At 69.0% G+C, this 15,433-nt stretch carries 15 protein-coding genes; 8 read left to right on the top strand and 7 right to left on the bottom strand.

Features of this window, described 5'->3' with window-relative positions:
- Positions 1-5: 5 nt before the first annotated feature.
- Entirely contained in the window at positions 6-548 is a 543-nt protein-coding gene (locus ABE543_RS08735; protein WP_263176719.1) for a hypothetical protein, read from the bottom strand.
- Between the two features lie 280 nt (positions 549-828).
- On the opposite strand from ABE543_RS08735, the gene ABE543_RS08730 reads away from it, so the two are divergent.
- The 4 genes from ABE543_RS08730 to ABE543_RS08715 all read left to right on the top strand — a co-directional run bounded on the left by ABE543_RS08730 (position 829) and on the right by ABE543_RS08715 (position 6,970).
- Positions 829-3,318 carry a DEAD/DEAH box helicase gene (locus ABE543_RS08730; protein ID WP_065174119.1) on the top strand — a complete coding sequence of 830 codons (2,490 nt, stop codon included), beginning with the start codon at positions 829-831 and terminating at the stop codon, positions 3,316-3,318.
- Positions 3,315-4,355: a ribonuclease H-like domain-containing protein gene (locus ABE543_RS08725; RefSeq protein WP_065174118.1), complete on the top strand. Its 1,041-nt coding sequence runs from the start codon at positions 3,315-3,317 to the stop codon at positions 4,353-4,355. Before ABE543_RS08730 ends, ABE543_RS08725 begins: the two co-directional genes overlap by 4 nt.
- 132 nt (positions 4,356-4,487) lie before the next feature.
- A complete protein-coding gene (locus ABE543_RS08720) occupies positions 4,488-6,617 on the top strand; it encodes a DUF4132 domain-containing protein (protein ID WP_346475591.1) in 2,130 nt (709 codons plus the stop codon).
- 17 nt (positions 6,618-6,634) lie between these two features.
- Positions 6,635-6,970: an I78 family peptidase inhibitor gene (locus ABE543_RS08715; RefSeq protein WP_312555394.1), complete on the top strand. Its 336-nt coding sequence runs from the start codon at positions 6,635-6,637 to the stop codon at positions 6,968-6,970.
- Between the two features lie 86 nt (positions 6,971-7,056).
- Here the strand turns inward: ABE543_RS08715 and ABE543_RS08710 are convergent, their stop codons facing one another.
- Both ABE543_RS08710 and ABE543_RS08705 read right to left on the bottom strand, forming a co-directional pair.
- Positions 7,057-9,030, bottom strand: a complete 1,974-nt coding sequence (locus ABE543_RS08710; protein WP_346475590.1) for a M56 family metallopeptidase — start codon at positions 9,028-9,030, stop codon at positions 7,057-7,059.
- A 3-nt stretch (positions 9,031-9,033) separates the two neighbouring features.
- Positions 9,034-9,420 (bottom strand): BlaI/MecI/CopY family transcriptional regulator, encoded by a 387-nt coding sequence (locus ABE543_RS08705; RefSeq protein WP_053515971.1) that lies wholly within the window; start codon positions 9,418-9,420, stop codon positions 9,034-9,036.
- Between the two features lie 242 nt (positions 9,421-9,662).
- Here ABE543_RS08705 and ABE543_RS08700 point away from each other — a divergent pair, with 242 nt between their 5' ends.
- Together ABE543_RS08700 and ABE543_RS08695 are read left to right on the top strand one after the other, a co-directional pair.
- Positions 9,663-10,094: a Rap1a/Tai family immunity protein gene (locus ABE543_RS08700; RefSeq protein ID WP_181452147.1), complete on the top strand. Its 432-nt coding sequence runs from the start codon at positions 9,663-9,665 to the stop codon at positions 10,092-10,094.
- Between the two features lie 14 nt (positions 10,095-10,108).
- A complete protein-coding gene (locus tag ABE543_RS08695; RefSeq protein ID WP_346475589.1) occupies positions 10,109-10,549 on the top strand; it encodes a hypothetical protein in 441 nt (146 codons plus the stop codon).
- A gap of 9 nt (positions 10,550-10,558) precedes the next feature.
- On the opposite strand, the gene ABE543_RS08690 is transcribed toward ABE543_RS08695, so the two are convergent.
- Complete coding sequence (locus tag ABE543_RS08690) at positions 10,559-11,185, bottom strand: hypothetical protein (RefSeq protein WP_346475588.1); 627 nt, start codon at positions 11,183-11,185, stop codon at positions 10,559-10,561.
- A 256-nt stretch (positions 11,186-11,441) separates the two neighbouring features.
- Between ABE543_RS08690 and ABE543_RS08685 the strand changes: the two genes are divergently transcribed.
- Complete coding sequence (locus tag ABE543_RS08685; protein ID WP_346475595.1) at positions 11,442-12,539, top strand: serine hydrolase domain-containing protein; 1,098 nt, start codon at positions 11,442-11,444, stop codon at positions 12,537-12,539.
- Here ABE543_RS08685 and ABE543_RS08680 read toward each other — a convergent pair.
- Positions 12,496-13,611: an SDR family oxidoreductase gene (locus ABE543_RS08680; protein ID WP_065174111.1), complete on the bottom strand. Its 1,116-nt coding sequence runs from the start codon at positions 13,609-13,611 to the stop codon at positions 12,496-12,498. The genes ABE543_RS08685 and ABE543_RS08680 overlap by 44 nt on opposite strands.
- A gap of 34 nt (positions 13,612-13,645) precedes the next feature.
- Positions 13,646-13,879: a hypothetical protein gene (locus tag ABE543_RS08675; protein ID WP_053516095.1), complete on the bottom strand. Its 234-nt coding sequence runs from the start codon at positions 13,877-13,879 to the stop codon at positions 13,646-13,648.
- Positions 13,880-14,030: 151 nt separating this feature from the next.
- Between ABE543_RS08675 and ABE543_RS08670 the strand changes: the two genes are divergently transcribed.
- Entirely contained in the window at positions 14,031-14,339 is a 309-nt protein-coding gene (locus tag ABE543_RS08670) for a hypothetical protein (RefSeq protein ID WP_128987665.1), read from the top strand.
- Here ABE543_RS08670 and ABE543_RS08665 read toward each other — a convergent pair.
- Positions 14,317-15,372, bottom strand: a complete 1,056-nt coding sequence (locus ABE543_RS08665; protein ID WP_128987664.1) for a DNA topoisomerase IB — start codon at positions 15,370-15,372, stop codon at positions 14,317-14,319. The genes ABE543_RS08670 and ABE543_RS08665 overlap by 23 nt on opposite strands.
- Positions 15,373-15,433: the final 61 nt, after the last annotated feature.

Below are 15,433 nucleotides of genomic sequence, written 5' to 3'. Positions count from 1 at the left end.
TTCGCTCACTTCAGCGGCGGTGCACCACCGCAACCCTCCTGCTGCGCACAGAACTGCAGCGCGCGACGCTGCTGTTCCGCGCTCAGTTCCGGCGGTGGCCGTGCGATGGCGGACTGGATCTGATCCGGCCCCCCGGTGATCTTGTTCAAGCCCTTGCCCGCCGCCAGCAAGCCCTTGACCACGCCCATCATCACGTAGCCGCCGGCCATGCTTACCTGCTCGGGCGTCGGCGGTTCACTCCAGTTGCGGCTGAAGCGGTTGTTCTCGATCTTCACCGGGTTCCTGAAGCGGTACAGATCCAGTGGCTGATCGTCTTCAGGCTTCAGCGCGCGCACTTCGCCGAGGGTGGTGACGTTGCCCTGCGCGGGCGTGCCTTCGGGGGTCACGACAGACTCCGGCGGTGCGGCGACGGTCTGCCCGGGTTCGGGCACCACCGATACGGGTGATGGCGCCTGCTGCGCCTGCGCGGTACCGGCCAGCACCAGGCCGGCCAGAAGTGCTCCCTGCGTTGCTCGTCGTGCCACCCCTACCGCCCCTGTTGGTTGCATCCTTCGCCTGAGGATACGGATGGCGGCTTCAGATTTCGTTGGAACGGCGCGCGCTGTTCAGCCCGCGCTGAAGTGGATTGCACGTTCGCGCCCGCGAGGTGCACCTGTCATTTGTTCGAGGCGGGCCAGCCCGTTGTTCCGGCGCACGCGGCAGGCGTTTCACTGGATTCGACGTCCGGCTGCCGCCCGCGCACTGAACGGTTCACTCCGTCCCGCTGCGGGGTCTCACATCCTGAGACCCATCTGTGGTGCCATGTGCCCCCCTGGAATCCGTGCACCCATGGCCTACGAACTCGCCAAGCGCACCGCCGACGCGGAGCAGCAACTCGCGACCCGCGACGGTCTGCCCGCCCGCGACGGTGCCCTGCTCAGCGCGCGCCTGCAGCGCCGCTACCACGACCGCATCACCGGCAGCTTTGCCATCCCCGGCCGCGAGGGCCGATATGCGCCCATTCCGGAATCGGTACCGCCGGCCCTTGCCGCCGCATTGAAGGCACGTGGCATCGAACAGCTGTACAGCCACCAGGCCGAGGCCTGGGAGGCCAGCCAGCGCGGCGAGCATGTGGCCATCGTCACCCCGACCGCCAGCGGCAAGTCGCTGTGCTACACCCTGCCGGTGGTCAGTGCGGCCATGCAGGACAACGCCAAGGCGCTGTACCTGTTCCCCACCAAGGCGCTGGCGCAGGACCAGGTGGCCGAACTGCTGGAGCTCAACCGCGCCGGCGATCTCGGGGTGAAGGCGTTCACCTTCGATGGCGACACGCCCGGGGACGCACGGCAGGCGATCCGCCTGCATGGCGACATCGTGGTATCCAATCCCGACATGCTGCACCAGGCGATCCTGCCGCATCACACCAAGTGGGCGCAGTTCTTCGAGAACCTGCGCTACATCGTCATCGACGAAGTGCATACCTACCGCGGCGTGTTCGGCAGCCATGTCACCAACGTACTGCGCCGGCTCAAGCGCATCTGTGCGTTCTATGGCGTGCAACCCCAGTTCATCCTGTGCTCGGCCACCATCGGCAATCCGCAGGCACATGCCGAGGCCCTGATCGAAGCTCCGGTCACCGCCATCACCGAATCCGGTGCGCCCAGCGGACCGAAGCAGGTGCTGCTGTGGAACCCGCCGGTCGTCAACCCGGACCTGGGCCTGCGTGCATCGGCGCGTTCGCAGAGCAACCGCATCGCCCGCATCGCGATCAAGTCCGGCCTCAAGACCCTGGTGTTCGCGCAGACGCGGCTGATGGTCGAAGTGCTCACCAAGTACCTGAAGGACATCTTCGACCACGATCCGCGCAAGCCACCGCGCATCCGCGCCTATCGCGGCGGTTACCTGCCCACCGAGCGTCGCGAGACCGAACGCGCCATGCGCGCGGGCAGCATCGATGGCATCGTCAGCACCTCGGCGCTGGAGCTGGGCGTGGATATCGGCAGCCTGGACGTGGTGATCCTCAACGGCTATCCGGGCAGCGTGGCCGCCACCTGGCAGCGTTTCGGCCGCGCTGGACGCCGCCAGCAGCCCGCGCTGGGCGTGATGGTGGCCAGTTCGCAGCCACTGGACCAGTACGTGGTACGCCATCCGGACTTCTTCGCCGAAGCCTCGCCCGAACATGCGCGCATCGCCCCGGACCAGCCACTGATCCTGTTCGACCACATCCGCTGCGCGGCCTTCGAGCTGCCGTTCCGGGTCGGCGATGGCTTCGGCCCGATCGATCCGGAAGTGTTCCTGGAAGCCCTGGCCGAGACCGACGTGGTCCATCGCGAAGGCGAGCGCTGGGAGTGGATCGCCGACAGCTATCCGGCCAACGCGGTGAGCCTGCGCGCGGTGGCCGACGGCAACTTCGTGGTGGTCGACCGCAGCGACGGCCGCCAGCAGATCATCGCCGAGGTCGATTACTCCGCCGCCGCGCTGACCCTGTACGAGGGCGCCATCCACATGGTGCAGTCCACGCCGTACCAGGTGGAGACGCTGGACTGGGAGGGGCGCAAGGCCTACGTCACCCGCACCCACGTGGACTACTACACCGACAGCATCGACTTCACCAAGCTCAAGGTGCTGGATCGTTTCGACGGCGGCGTGGCCGGGCGCGGCGATTCGCACCACGGCGAGGTGCACGTGGTGCGCCGCGTGGCCGGCTACAAGAAGATCCGGTACTACACCCACGAGAACATCGGCTACGGCCCGGTCAACCTGCCCGACCAGGAACTGCACACCACCGCAGTGTGGTGGCAGCTCCCGCAGGCGCTGCTGCTGCGTGCGTTCGCCAGCCGGCAGGACGCGCTGGATGGCTTCCTGGGTGCCGCCTACGCGCTGCACATCGTCGCTACGGTGGCGGTGATGGCCGACGCACGCGATCTGCAGAAGTCGGTCGGCAATGGCGACGGTGCATGGTTCGCGGTCGCCGACCAGAGCGGCCGCGGCCAGCTGCGCGGCAGCGATGGCGATCCGGGCGCGGTCGAGCTGCTGCAGGTGTTCGTGCCGACCGTGTACCTGTACGACAACTTCCCGGGCGGCGTCGGCCTGAGCGAACCCCTGTGGCAGCGCCAGGCGGAGCTGGTGCAGCGCGCGCGCGAACTCGTGCAGCGCTGCGACTGCACGGCGGGCTGTCCGGCCTGCGTCGGCCCGGTACTGGCGGCGCAGGAGGAGGACGAGACCTCGCCGCGCGCACTGGCATTGCGCGTGCTGGACCTGTTCGATGCCGACGCCTGCCAGCACGTGCCCGATGCGGTGCCCGCCACCCGTGGCGCCGTGGAGCTGCTGGCACCGTGAGCCTGAGCCTGGACAAGCTGCGTCTGCTGCGGAAGCAGGCGGGCGACCCGAAGGCCGGGCCGCCGGCTGTCACGGCGGCGGCGCCCGCAGCGGTCGTCCCGGCAGCGGCCAATGATGCACGGCAGCCACCGGCCGAACGCTCGGTATTCGCCTGGGTTGAACAGGAGATCCGCCACAAGCCGACCGGCCCGGCCGTCATGACACCCGCCCCCACCACGCCACCGTTGCGGCAGCCCCACGTCGGCAGCCTGCATCGCCTGCTGGGATTGCGCACACGCGGCAGCGCAGCGCCCCTGCACGCGACCGCACAGGACCGGCGGCTGCCCGGCGAGGAGATCGCGCCAGGCCTGTTCCTGATCGAATCCCTGCAGCCGCAGCCGGTTCCGAAGGTTCCCCTGTCGCTGGCGTTCGCCCGGCGCGAGAACGAGCACGTGGCCGCGCACGACCTGCTGTTCTTCGATACCGAGACCACCGGGCTGGCCGGCGGCACCGGTACCCGCGCCTTCATGATCGGTGCTGCCGACTGGTACACCTGCCCGCAGCGCGGCGAAGGCCTGCGCATCCGCCAGCTGCTGATATCGACGATGGCTGCCGAAGAGGCGATGCTGGCCACCTTCGCCGGCTGGCTGCAGCCCTCCACGGTGTTCTGCAGCTACAACGGCCGCAGCTACGATGCGCCCCTGCTGAAGGCGCGCTACCGGCTGGCGCGCCAGCGCGACCCGATCAGTGCCCTGGACCATGTCGACCTGCTGTATCCGACCCGCCGCCGCTATCGTGGCACCTGGGAGAACTGCAGGCTGTCCACCATCGAGCGCCAGCTGCTGCGCGTGATCCGCGAAGACGATCTGCCGGGATCGGAGGCACCGGGCGCGTGGCTGCGGTTCCTGCGCGGCGGTGACGCGGTGAACCTGCGCCGGGTGGCCGATCACAATCACCAGGACGTGGTGACCCTGGCCCTGCTGCTGCAGCGGCTGGTCCGCGAGGAAGCACAGGAGCGCGAACTGCTCGCCCTGCAGGCGCCGCCCGGCATGGCCTGAGCCGGGTCCTGCGCGTTCGCGGGCGGTGTCACTTTATGACTGAATGCGATGGGGTTGGCAGAATGATGCCCTGCCGCTGGACCCCCAGGCGGCCCCGCCGGAGACTGGCGCGGCTCACGACACGGAGGTTCCATGAGCACCCAGGTCCCGGGCCCCCAGCTGCGCTCCCTTGCTGCCCTGCTGGCCGGCACGGAGGCGTCCAGCACGCTGGCCGGATTCCATGGCGAGGACCAGGCGGCGCTGCTGGCCCGGCTGGATGACGGGCAACTGGCCAGCCTGCTGCCGATGGCCCTGGGGTGCGACGGGCTGCCGCTCACGGATAGCGCGCGCCAGTGGGCGCACCGCATTCTCGACGCCGACGCGCAGCGGCAGCCCCGTCTTACCGTTGCGATCTGCGCCGCTGCACTGCTGCGCTTGTCCCGGCGCAGCACCGGTACACGGTCGGGCGCGCTTCGTCCGGTCGATGGCGTGGCCCTGCTTGCGCGCTGCACCGAGCCCGGCCACGAGCGGCTGCAGGCGCCCGCGCTGGCATTGCTGCAGCACTGCGGGCTGCACGCCGGGGCAAGCGTCGAAGCCGGCAGCGATGCACTGGCGCTGCTGGCATTGGCGCGCTGTGCCGGTGCCGATGGCAGCGGAACGCTGGCCTCGCTGCTGGACGGCTGCAGCGCGCACCCGCTGCTGCGTGATGAACTGCGCCTGGTGGCGCACTGGCCGTTGCAGGACCTGTTGCGCCATGCCCGCATCGCCGAGCTGTACCCCACCGAGGCCGACATCGATCCGGCACCCGCCGATCTGCAGCCACTGAGCGAACACGACACCTACCTGCAGTTCGCCGAGCACGCATTGCAGCAGGCAGCGCAGCGCCTGCAGGCGATCCACAGTGGCCAGGCGCCCTACATCGCTGACCGTGCCTTCAGCATCGCCGAAGCCGGTGTGCTCTGGCGTGCCACGCGCGCGGCACTGGAATGCGATGCGCCCTGGCTGCGGCCCTTGCTGGCGCAGGTGCTGCCACCGGTGTGCGTTGCCCCGACCGCCGCCCGGACCCTGCCCTCGCAATCGGTGGCTGTGGCGCTGGCCAAGGCGGTCAATGCGATGCCCACCCCCGAGGCCATCGCCGCGCTGGCGCTGGCGCGGTCGCAGGTGCGCCATGCCGGTATCGCGCGGAAGCTGGACCGCCATCTGGCCGCCGCCGAACGCCGCCTCGCACAGCGCCCGCAACTGCTGCTGCGCCTGCCGGTCATTGCCGCCGGCAGGCGCTCACTGGCCAGCCTGGCCCGTGCCCTGGAGGCCACGTTCGTGCTGGGCGGCGAGTGGGCACTGCAGGACTGGCGCGACGCGTGCCGGCAACCGGCATTGGCCACCCTGCTGCAGGGCCTGGTCTGGCAGCTCGCCGATGCGCGCGGGCACTGGATCGATGCGATGCCGGTGGACGGCGCAGAGACGTTCGCCGATGCGCATGGCATCGTGGTCGCGTTGCAGGGCCGCAACCGTCTGCGCCTGTGGCATCCCGCCCGCAGCCAACCCCATCTGCGCGCCGCCTGGCGCGCGCGGCTGATCGAGCAGCGCTGCCGGCAACCGCTTCGCCAGGTGTTCCGCGAACACTATCTGGACGCCCGCGGCGAACCCGCCGATACCGCTGCATTCAATGGGCTGACGCTGTCGGTGGCGACCTTGGCCGGGCTGGCCCGTCGGCAAGGCTGGCACGGCGATGACAGCGGCCAGCTGATGTTGGCCAAAGGCCCGTGGCGGATCGGCTGGCAGCTGTCAGCACCGCTGTCGCATGGCCTTGCCGGCGAGATCCGCAGCGGCCGCGTCCAGTTCCAGCGGCAGCATCGCGACGCGTGGCAACCGGTACAGGCGCGCGAGCTGCCCGCAGTGGTGGCGTCCGAACTGCTGCGCGAACTCGACCTGCTGGCCAGTACCTGCGCATGCGGTGGCGAGGGCATGCCACTGCCGCCGGCCCGCATGGTCCGCTTGCGCGGGCGCACCCTGGAGCATCTGCTGGCCGCTCATCCGCAGCGTGACCTGATGACCTTCCAGCGCCGCCATGTGCAGGTCGGCCACTACAGGCTGCACCTGGCCACCGCCCGCGCCAGCCTTGCCGGGCAGACGCTGGCCCTGCCGGACCTGCCGGCGCGGCCACGCCGCTGGCTGCCCTACGACGATGCCGTGCTGGCGCAGCTGCTGGGCCGCATCGAACAGCTCGCCGAACGGGTATTGACGCCCCCTGAAGCCCCGATCGATGAGACTGTCGGCTCCTGATGCGTGGAGGATCCGCGATGCGTTCCAGTCTCTGGTTGATGCTCGGTTGTACCCTGCCGCTGGCCGCCTGCAGCCATGCGGGCGGCAGTGCAGGCAGTGGCAGCAGCAGCGATTCTGCCGCCCCGCCTCCGCATGTCGCAGGAAGCCCGCAGCGATGCAACCCGGAAAAGCTGGAGGGGCTGGCAGGCAGGACCGCCGACGAGGCCACGGTGAAGCAGGTGGTTGAAGCCAGTGGTGCACGCACGGCGCGGGTGGTGAAGCCCGGCATGGCGGTGACCATGGATTTCCGCGAGGACCGGGTCACCATCGAGGTCGACGCGCAGAACCGGATCGTGCGCGCCAACTGCGGTTGAGCCGCTAACACCGGGCATGGCCCGGCGGTTTCCATCCGCATGCACGGCGCTGGGCACGCCGGGCATGGCCCGGCGCTACCGCCGCTTCACAGCTGCTGGGCCTTGCCATTGGCCAGCGCACGGGCGATCACCTGCTGCGCCTGTCGCGAGGCCTGCTCGTGCAGGCGTGCCTGGCGTTCGCCGAGCGCGGCCTGCTGGCTGCCCAGCGCCGCCTGGCGGCTGGCCAGCGCGGCCTGCTCTCCGGCCAGCCGACCCATCTCGCTGCTCCGCCCCGACTGGCGTTCGTCATCACGAGCAGCCTGAAGGGCGCGCCGCGCTTCAGCGGCGGCCTGCCGCGCGAGCGCTGCATCGTCGACCGAGTCACGCGCGGCCCTGGCCGCTTCGGCCGCCGCTTCACGATTGATGTCATGGGCAGCCATCGCACTGCGCGCAGTGCGCATCGCATCCTGCGCGATCTGGCGTGCATGTTCGCTCTGCAACCGGCCCAGTTCGCCCTGCCGGCGGCCGAACTCGCCCTGCTGGCGACCCAGCACGCTCTGCTGGCGTCCCAGTTCGCCCTGCTGACGGCCCAGTTCCGCCGCGCCGGCATAGGCACGTTGCAGTGACTGCACCAGCATCGGATCACGCACCACGTAGCGCTTGTCACCCTGGCGGAACCACAGTGCCGGTCCCTTGCCGAGCTGCCTGCGGGCCTGCGCCACGTCATCGATGCCGCCATTGGCGAAGGTCGAATCCCCATCCACCAGCACATAGGCCTGGCGCGGCGACTCGCCCAGATCCAACGTCCCGTAGGTGGTGATGGAGGTGCCGGTAGAGGTCATGCCGTCATGGTCCTCGTCCACGTCGGTCGCATCGTCGAAGGCCCCCACATCGGCATCATCGGGTCCGGTCACATCGTCCGGCCCGGTCACGTCAGCCGGCGGCGCGGGGGGAACCGGCACGGCCGGCAGGCGCGCCGACGCTGCCGGCGCCGGCGGTGCCTTCGGAGCCGGCGGCGGCGACAGGGGCTTCGGCGCCGCCGGCGGTGCGGGAGGCGCCGGCGGCACCGGCGCTGCGACCAGTCGCATGGGTGCCACACCCACCACCAGCACCACGGCCGTCAGGGCAACCGCGAGCACGCGCGGGCAGGCCTTGCGCGGCTGCAGCGAAAGCAGCCGGCGCTTGAGGCTGGTCGTGTCCGGCGCGGCACTGGCCACGCCCAGGTGCGGCTGCGGTGCAACGCCCAGCTGCAGCAGCAGACGCCCGTACGCGTGGCGACTGGCCCCATGCTGGCCCACCACCGCCTCATCCACCGCTTCTTCCCGGGCCTGGGCGTACTCACGCACCGACAGCCGCAGCAGCGGGTGGAAGAAGAACAGGTGCTGCGCCAGTGCCGGCAACAATCCCCACTGCAGGTCACGGCGCTGCAGGTGCTGCAGTTCATGGGTCAATGCCAGGTCCAGCGCGTCGCCCTGCAGTGCAGTGGCGCCGGCCGGCAGCAGCAGCACCGGGCGCAGCGGCCCGACCAGCTGCGGCGCATCGATCTGTGCGCTCATCCACAGGCGCGGCGGGCGGCGAAGTCCATGCGCGTCGGCGGCCAGGTGCAGCGCCTGCACCAGCGCCGCGTCCTCGCAGGGATACGCGGCGGCCAGCAGCGCGCGGCAACGCCGCCACTCCGCCAGGGTGCGCCAGGCCATCAGCAGCACACCGGAGGCCCACAGCGCGGCCAGTGCAAGCGCCCACCACGCTGTTGCGGGCGTCGCCACGACCTCCACCGGCATCGTGGCCAGCAGCTGCGCGGAGCCTTCCGCAGACAGCGGATAGACCACATCGGCGGCGATATCGGTAGCGGTCATCGCCACCGACGGCGACGCGGGCAACCAGGGCAGCTGCACCGGCTGGCTCCACACCAGGCCGAGCACGGCCTGCAACGAAACCAGCCACCACAACCGACAACGCGTGGCGGCCGACAGCGACGGCATCAGCCGGCACACGGCATACACCAGCGCCACCAGCAGCACGGTCTGCAGGCTGGTCCAGCCCAGCCGTTCCAGCATCGGGATCAGCATCGTGGTGTCCATGACTCAGCCCTCGTGGCGACGCGATTGGAGTTGGGCGACCAGCGCTTCCAGCTCGGCCAGCTCGTTGTCGCTGACCTGCTGGCGCTGCGAAAGATAGGCCACGAACGGCGACACCGAGCCCTGCAGCGTGTTGTCGACGAACTGGGCCACCGCACCCTGCAGCACGCTGTCAGGGCCACGGGTGGCCTGGTAGCGGTACAGGCCTTCGTGCTGCCGTCGCTGCAGGTACCCCTTGGTGCGCAGCCGCTCCATCATCGTCAGCACGGTGGAACGGGCCAGCCCGCGCGCCTCGCCATAGCCGCTGGCGACCTCGCCGACACTGGCCGGCGCATGTTCATCGATGTACTGCAGCAGGGCCAGCTCCTGGTCTCCGATGGTTTTGCCGCGCATGACAGGCTCCCTTGACTACACGTGTCGTCACTGTCGGCGTGACGACACCTGTAGTCAACCCCCCGGAAGTCATGGGCCGACGAACGGTAGGGGGCAAGCGCAGCATCCCCGTCTCCTCTCCGTGCACGGCGTTTCCTGGCGCCCCCTTCCGCCGGGCGCGTGCATCCCGGTCGGGCAGGCCGATCCGATAGAGTTGGCCCTGGCGACGAGCCTTCTCTTCTCCATCTTCAGGAATCGCATGCATGCGTACTCCGGTTGGCCGCTGGCTGCGGCGGCCTTCAACAGCCTCCTTCCTTGCGGCGTGCCTGTCCGCCGCTCTGCCCGCGCATGCTGCAGACGCAGGCAATGCACTTTCCAGTGGCCGCGCACTGCTGGAGCGAATCACAGGCAACGAGGAGGGGCGTGAGTGCAGCGACGCACTGTGCCGCGCTCGCGCGGTGTCCTGGGCCCAGGGTTACATCGCGGCAGTCGCCGACGGCAGCGCCGGGCAATGGTGTGGACGAGCCACGGTCCTGCCCCATGAGCTTGTGGATCGCGTGTACAGCCACCTGAAGGCGCTTCCGCGCGCCCGCCTCGAGGAAGACGCATCGACGCTGACACGGGAAGCGCTGGTTCACTCTTTCCCGTGTTCCCATGCGGCTCCATCGAGCAACAGCAGACCTGCCCAGGAGTGATGATGCCCCGATCCTTGATCAGTGCGTTCGCATTGCTTGTGCTGCACATTCCCGCCTCACATGCGTGGGAGTGCGAGACGGACCCTGCGAAGTTCAGGTTCACATCGGACTCGCCTTCCACGTTCAACCTGGGTGAGCGGGAGGAAGTGGACAGGGCCTACGCCGCCCTGGCCAAGCACCTGCAACCGCTGCAGGGCTATCGGGCACCGCGGATCTTCTATTCAAAGGGCTTCAGCGCGATCCGGGAACATGACTGCAAGGCCGGAAAGTGCACCGCCATGGAGCTGCTGGAAGGCCTCCAGGAATGCGGCGCAGGCGGAATGAGCAGGCAGGATGCCTGTTACCCGTTGGCAGTCGTGCATGAAGGCAGGCTCTATTGCCTTCTGTACCCTGGCCAGAAGGACTTCGATCCTTCCAGGCCGTTTACACCCTATGTGCCCTTCAACAATAGCTGATGCGCGGGATCAGTCCCGCAGATCCTGCAGCTGATCGCGCGGGAAGAAGTCCGGATCGTCCTGTCCATCCAGCATCGCCTCGACCCGTTCGTCGAACTCGCGGGCGGCGGCAGCGGAGGCGTCGGGCCCCAGGAATGCGGAGTATCCGTTTCCAGCGAGGCCAAGCGCGGCGACCGTTCTCCGTCCGCCGTCCTCGCCCCACAGATAGTCGTGGACAACGACCAGGCCGGCGTCGTCCGTGGTCAGGAACTCGGCTGCACTGCGCCCCATAGCCAGAAAGAACAGGATGTCGTAGAGACTCTCCGAATAGGTCAACGACCCGGCAACGAAGTCTCTTCCGTTGCGGTCATAGGCCGCAATCCTGATGTTCTCCGCCTCTGCCGATCCCAGCACGAACTCCAGTGCCGCGCGGTTGTCCCGATGGCGCGCCAACATCGCGTTGCAGTCTGAAATGAGCGTCTGCAGACCCGGCGCATCCGGGTCGGAAAGATCCCCGCCTCCGGGAAGACTCCACTGCCCGCCGATGGAGCGCCAGTCCGACCAGCGGGACACGTCCGGCGGTGCTGCCGCAAGCCACCGCGCAAGATCTGCGCGTGACATGCTCAATCTGAGAAAAGCCGAGTACGGTTCGGACATCGCCGCCCTTCCTCCTGGGCATGGGTCTGCGTTGCGTGCAGCGGACAGACTGTAGCAAGTCCGGCAGCAGGCATCCTCCGTTCGCTGTCAGTATCGGCATCAACGCAGTCAGGGTGGACTGCCGGCTCCGCTGGAATGTCCTCCCTCCCGGAAAGTCGCAACGGCAGCATCTAAACCCTCCTGCTGCCTGCTGCATCCCATCCGCACATCCCGCCGGGAATAACCCATGTTCCGCCCATCGCTCCGCCTTCTGCTCCTGCTGCTTGCTGCTCTGCCCCTCTCGCCGGCGTCAGCCAGCCCGGAGCCGGCGAACGAACAGGCTCGCCGCCTGATCCGCCAGACATTGCAGGACGAGCGCATTCCAGGCCTGCAGATCGCAGTGGTCAAGGACGGCCAGGTCGTGCTGTCCGAAGCGTTCGGCCTGGCCAACGTGGAAAACGGCGCGCCCGCCACACGCAGCACGCGATTCCCGTTGAACTCCGCCACCAAGGCCTTTACCGGCGTCGCCGCCGCACAGCTGGCACAGCAGGGCCGGCTGGATCTGGATGCACCGCTGTCGCGCTATCTGGATGCACTTCCGGCCGCCTGGCAGACCGTGCGCGTACGTCAGCTGCTGGCCCACACCTCCGGCCTGCCGGACATCCTTGACGCGCGCGGGCTGCTGGGCGGAGGCACCGAGGCACAGGCCTGGCAGGCCGTGACCGCACAGCCGATGGATGCAGCACCTGGCCAACGTTTCGCCTACAACCAGACCAACTATCTGCTCCTGGCGCGGATCATCGCGCGGCAGTCGGGCATGCCCTACGACCGCTTCCTGGCCAGCCGGCAGTTCGGCGCCGCTGGCATGGAACGCACCACCTTCGGCGACAGTTACGACCTGATCCCCGACGCCGCCACGATGTACAGCCTGGCCCCGCGCGCGACCGAAGCCGCCGATACGCCGCCCCGGCTGTCGCACTGGTTCTACGACGTGCCGCCCAGCCTGTGGTCCGGCGGCGGCATCCTTACCACCGCCGATGACACCGCGCGCTGGCTGGTCGCACTGCTGGACGGGCGACTGCTGCACGAGGACGGGCGCACACGGATGTGGGCCGCCGAGCCGCTGGCCGATGGCAGGGCGGGCCCGTGGTCTGCCGGCTGGCCGGTACTGCAGGGCGCGCCGGACCGGCAGGTGGCCGGCATCGGTGGCGCGCGCTCGGCCTTCGTCGTCTACCCTGACCGCGGCATCGCCGTGGTGGTGCTCACCAACCTGGTCGGCGCCAACCCGCAGCGCTTCATTCCGCGCATCGCCGATCTGTATGCGCCCCCGGTCAGCCCCGCGGGCCGCCCATCACCGGCAGGATCACCCCGCTGATGTAGCTGGCGCAGGCCGGTGACGCCAGGAACACATAGGCCGGAGACAGCTCCTCCGGCTGTGCCGGGCGCCCCATGTCACTGTCCTTGCCGAACTCGGCCACGTCGGGGGCCTGCTTGTCCGCAGGATTGAGCGGCGTCCACACCGGGCCGGGGGCCACGCAGTTGACCCGGATGCCACGCGGCAGCAGCTGGCTGGCCAAGGCTTTGGTGAAAGCGTGGATCGCTCCCTTGGTCGCCGAATAGTCGATCAGCGCCTTGCTGCCGAAGAGGCCGGTTTCCGAACCCGTGTTGATGATGCTGGCGCCCTCGCCCAGGTGTGGCAGCACGGCCCGTGCCATCTGCACGTAGCCGCCGATATTGGTCTGCAGCGTCTCCTGCAGATGCTCGTCCTCCAGGTCCTCCAGGCGCTCGCAGTGCAGCTGGAACGCGGCGTTGTTGACCAGGATGTCGACGCCCCCGAAGGCCTTGGCGACCTGCTTCACCGCCTTGTTGCAGAAACGCGGATCGCGCACGTCGCCCGCAATCACCACGCAGCGTCCGCCCTCGCTCTCCACATGCTGGCGGGTGATCTCGGCATCCTCGGCCTCATCAAGGTGCAGCACCGCCACGTCCGCCCCCTCGCGCGCGAACAGCACGGCAACGGCGCGTCCGATCCCGGAATCGCCGCCGGTGACGATCGCGCGCATGCCCTGCAGCTTGCCGCTGCCGACGTAGTCCGGTGCCAGGAAGCGCGGGGCCAGGTCCAGTTCGTGCTCATGTCCCGGCTTGGCCAGGTGCTGGGCGGGCAGGGTCTCCGGCTGGCGTCGCGTGCCCGCCTGGGTTGCCTTCTTCCTGGTCGCCTTCTTCGCCGCACGCGCATCCTTGGCCTTTTCCTGGTCCTGCAGGCGTCGCTGCCGGGCCGCAACCCGGGCGGCACGTGGATCGCCGGCGGCGGCCTTGCGGGTCGCCGTCTTCACCACGCGGGGGCGTTCGGCCGCTGCTGCAGTGCTGCCCTCGGCAGCTGCCTTCGTACCCTTGCGCACTTTGGGCGACGCCTTGCGGCGGGCGGGAACCTTCTTGCTCGTAGCCATGCGGTCTCCTTCAGGTGTGGGGAATCGGGTGGGCTCAGGCGCGATCGGCCACGCCCTGCACGCCGGCATGGCCGGCGCAGTGCGCACAGCAGAAGATCTGCCCGTTGCCTTCGACGCCGTGGCCGATCACGGTGCAGTTGCAGTGCGCACAGCGTGGCGCGAAGGCGTGGATCGCGCATTCGAACGAATCGAACGTGCCGCTGCGCCCACCCTGCTGCAGGGTGAAACTCTTGTCGTAGTCGTTGCCGCATACATCACAGGTGGCCATGTCATACCTCCGTGGCGTGCCAGTACATGCAGTGTGGCCATCGCCGCTGTCGGCGACGGTGAATGCACCGTGTCCCGCATGTGCACGCCGTTCATGCCGCCACCACGCCGCGCGCGGCACGCTGGCGTCCTCATCACCATGGAGCAGGATCATGATCCGCGCATTCAGCGTAGCCGCACTGACCTTTGCCGTCGCCGCATGCAGCAGCACGCCAATCGCACAGGTTCAACCGATCGACGGCGTGATTTCCGGCCAGTGCCACAGCGACATGGTGCGCGGCGCCGTCGGTCTGGCAGCGTCGGCGGCCACCGTTGAACGTGCACGCGTGGACAGCGACAGCCTGCACGTGCAGGTGCTCCGCCACGACGGTCCGCGTGTTCCGCCCGCCAGCGAAGGCGGTGATCGCCTGACCATCGAGAAGGGACGCACCAACAACATCACCGCGATCTACTGCGGCTGAGCCGGCGCGCCCGCCGCAGTACACGCAACGTGGCCTGTTCCCACTGCCGCGGGCCGCGCAGGCCCGCCAGCGCGGTGAGTTCGCCACGCTCCCAGCCGGCGAACACACAGGGATCGATATATGCCCTGCGGCACACCGCAGGGGTGTTGCCCAGACGCGCGGCAACCTGGCAGACCACCTCGCGCTGTGCTGCGGCCAGTGCGCGCTGGCTGGCAGGCTCGGGCAGCGCGGTGGCAGCCAGTGCCTGCACCGCCGCCACCGTGCCGCCCCAGGTACGGAAATCCTTGGCGGTGAAGTCCTCACCCATCACGTCGCGCAGGTACTCGTTCACTGCGCCGGAATCGACCGGCTGCACCTGGCCATCATCGTCGCGGTACTGGAACAACGACTGCCCCGGCAGCTGCTGCAACCGTCGCACCATCTGGCCCAGGCGGCGGTCGCCCACCGTCACCTCCTGCAGTTGGCCGGACTTGCCCCGGAACCGCATGCGTACCCGCCCGCCGCGAAGCAGCTCGAGGTGGCGGTTGCGCAGGGTGGTCAGCCCGAACGAGCGGTTCTCGCGGGCATAGGTCTCATTGCCGATCCGTACCAGCGTATCGGCCAGCAGCGCCACCACCACGGCCAGCACCTTGGTCCGCGGAAATCCGGACTGCCGCAGGTCGCGTGCCAGCCGCCGCCGCAGCGTGGGCAGTGCCTCGCCGAACGCAATGATCCGATCGAACTTGCCGGCATCGCGCACCTTCGCCCAGTCGGCGTGATACCGGTACTGCTTGCGGCCACGCGCGTCGCGGCCGGTCGCCTGCAGGTGGCCGTTGGCATGCGCACAGATCCATACCGCGGTGTAAGCCGGGGGAATGGCCAATGCGCGGATACGCTGCAGCGTGGCCGCATCGCGCACTGCGTGGCCGTCAGCATCACGGTAACGGAAGCCTTTGCCTGCACGCAGCCGGGTGAAGCCCGGTTGGGTGTCATCAACGTAGCGCAGGCCGGCCGCGCGCGCCGCCGCGCGCTCGGGTGTGGGGGACGTGGGCATGCCAGCAGTGTGGCGATCGACATGACGCGGCCGCGTCAATAACGCAAGACAAACACGTGAG

The sequence above is a fragment of the Stenotrophomonas sp. TWI169 genome (genome assembly GCF_039674705.1).
GTDB classification, from domain to species: Bacteria; Pseudomonadota; Gammaproteobacteria; order Xanthomonadales; family Xanthomonadaceae; genus Stenotrophomonas; species Stenotrophomonas maltophilia_P.
This window is presented reverse-complemented; position numbering and strand designations above follow the sequence as displayed.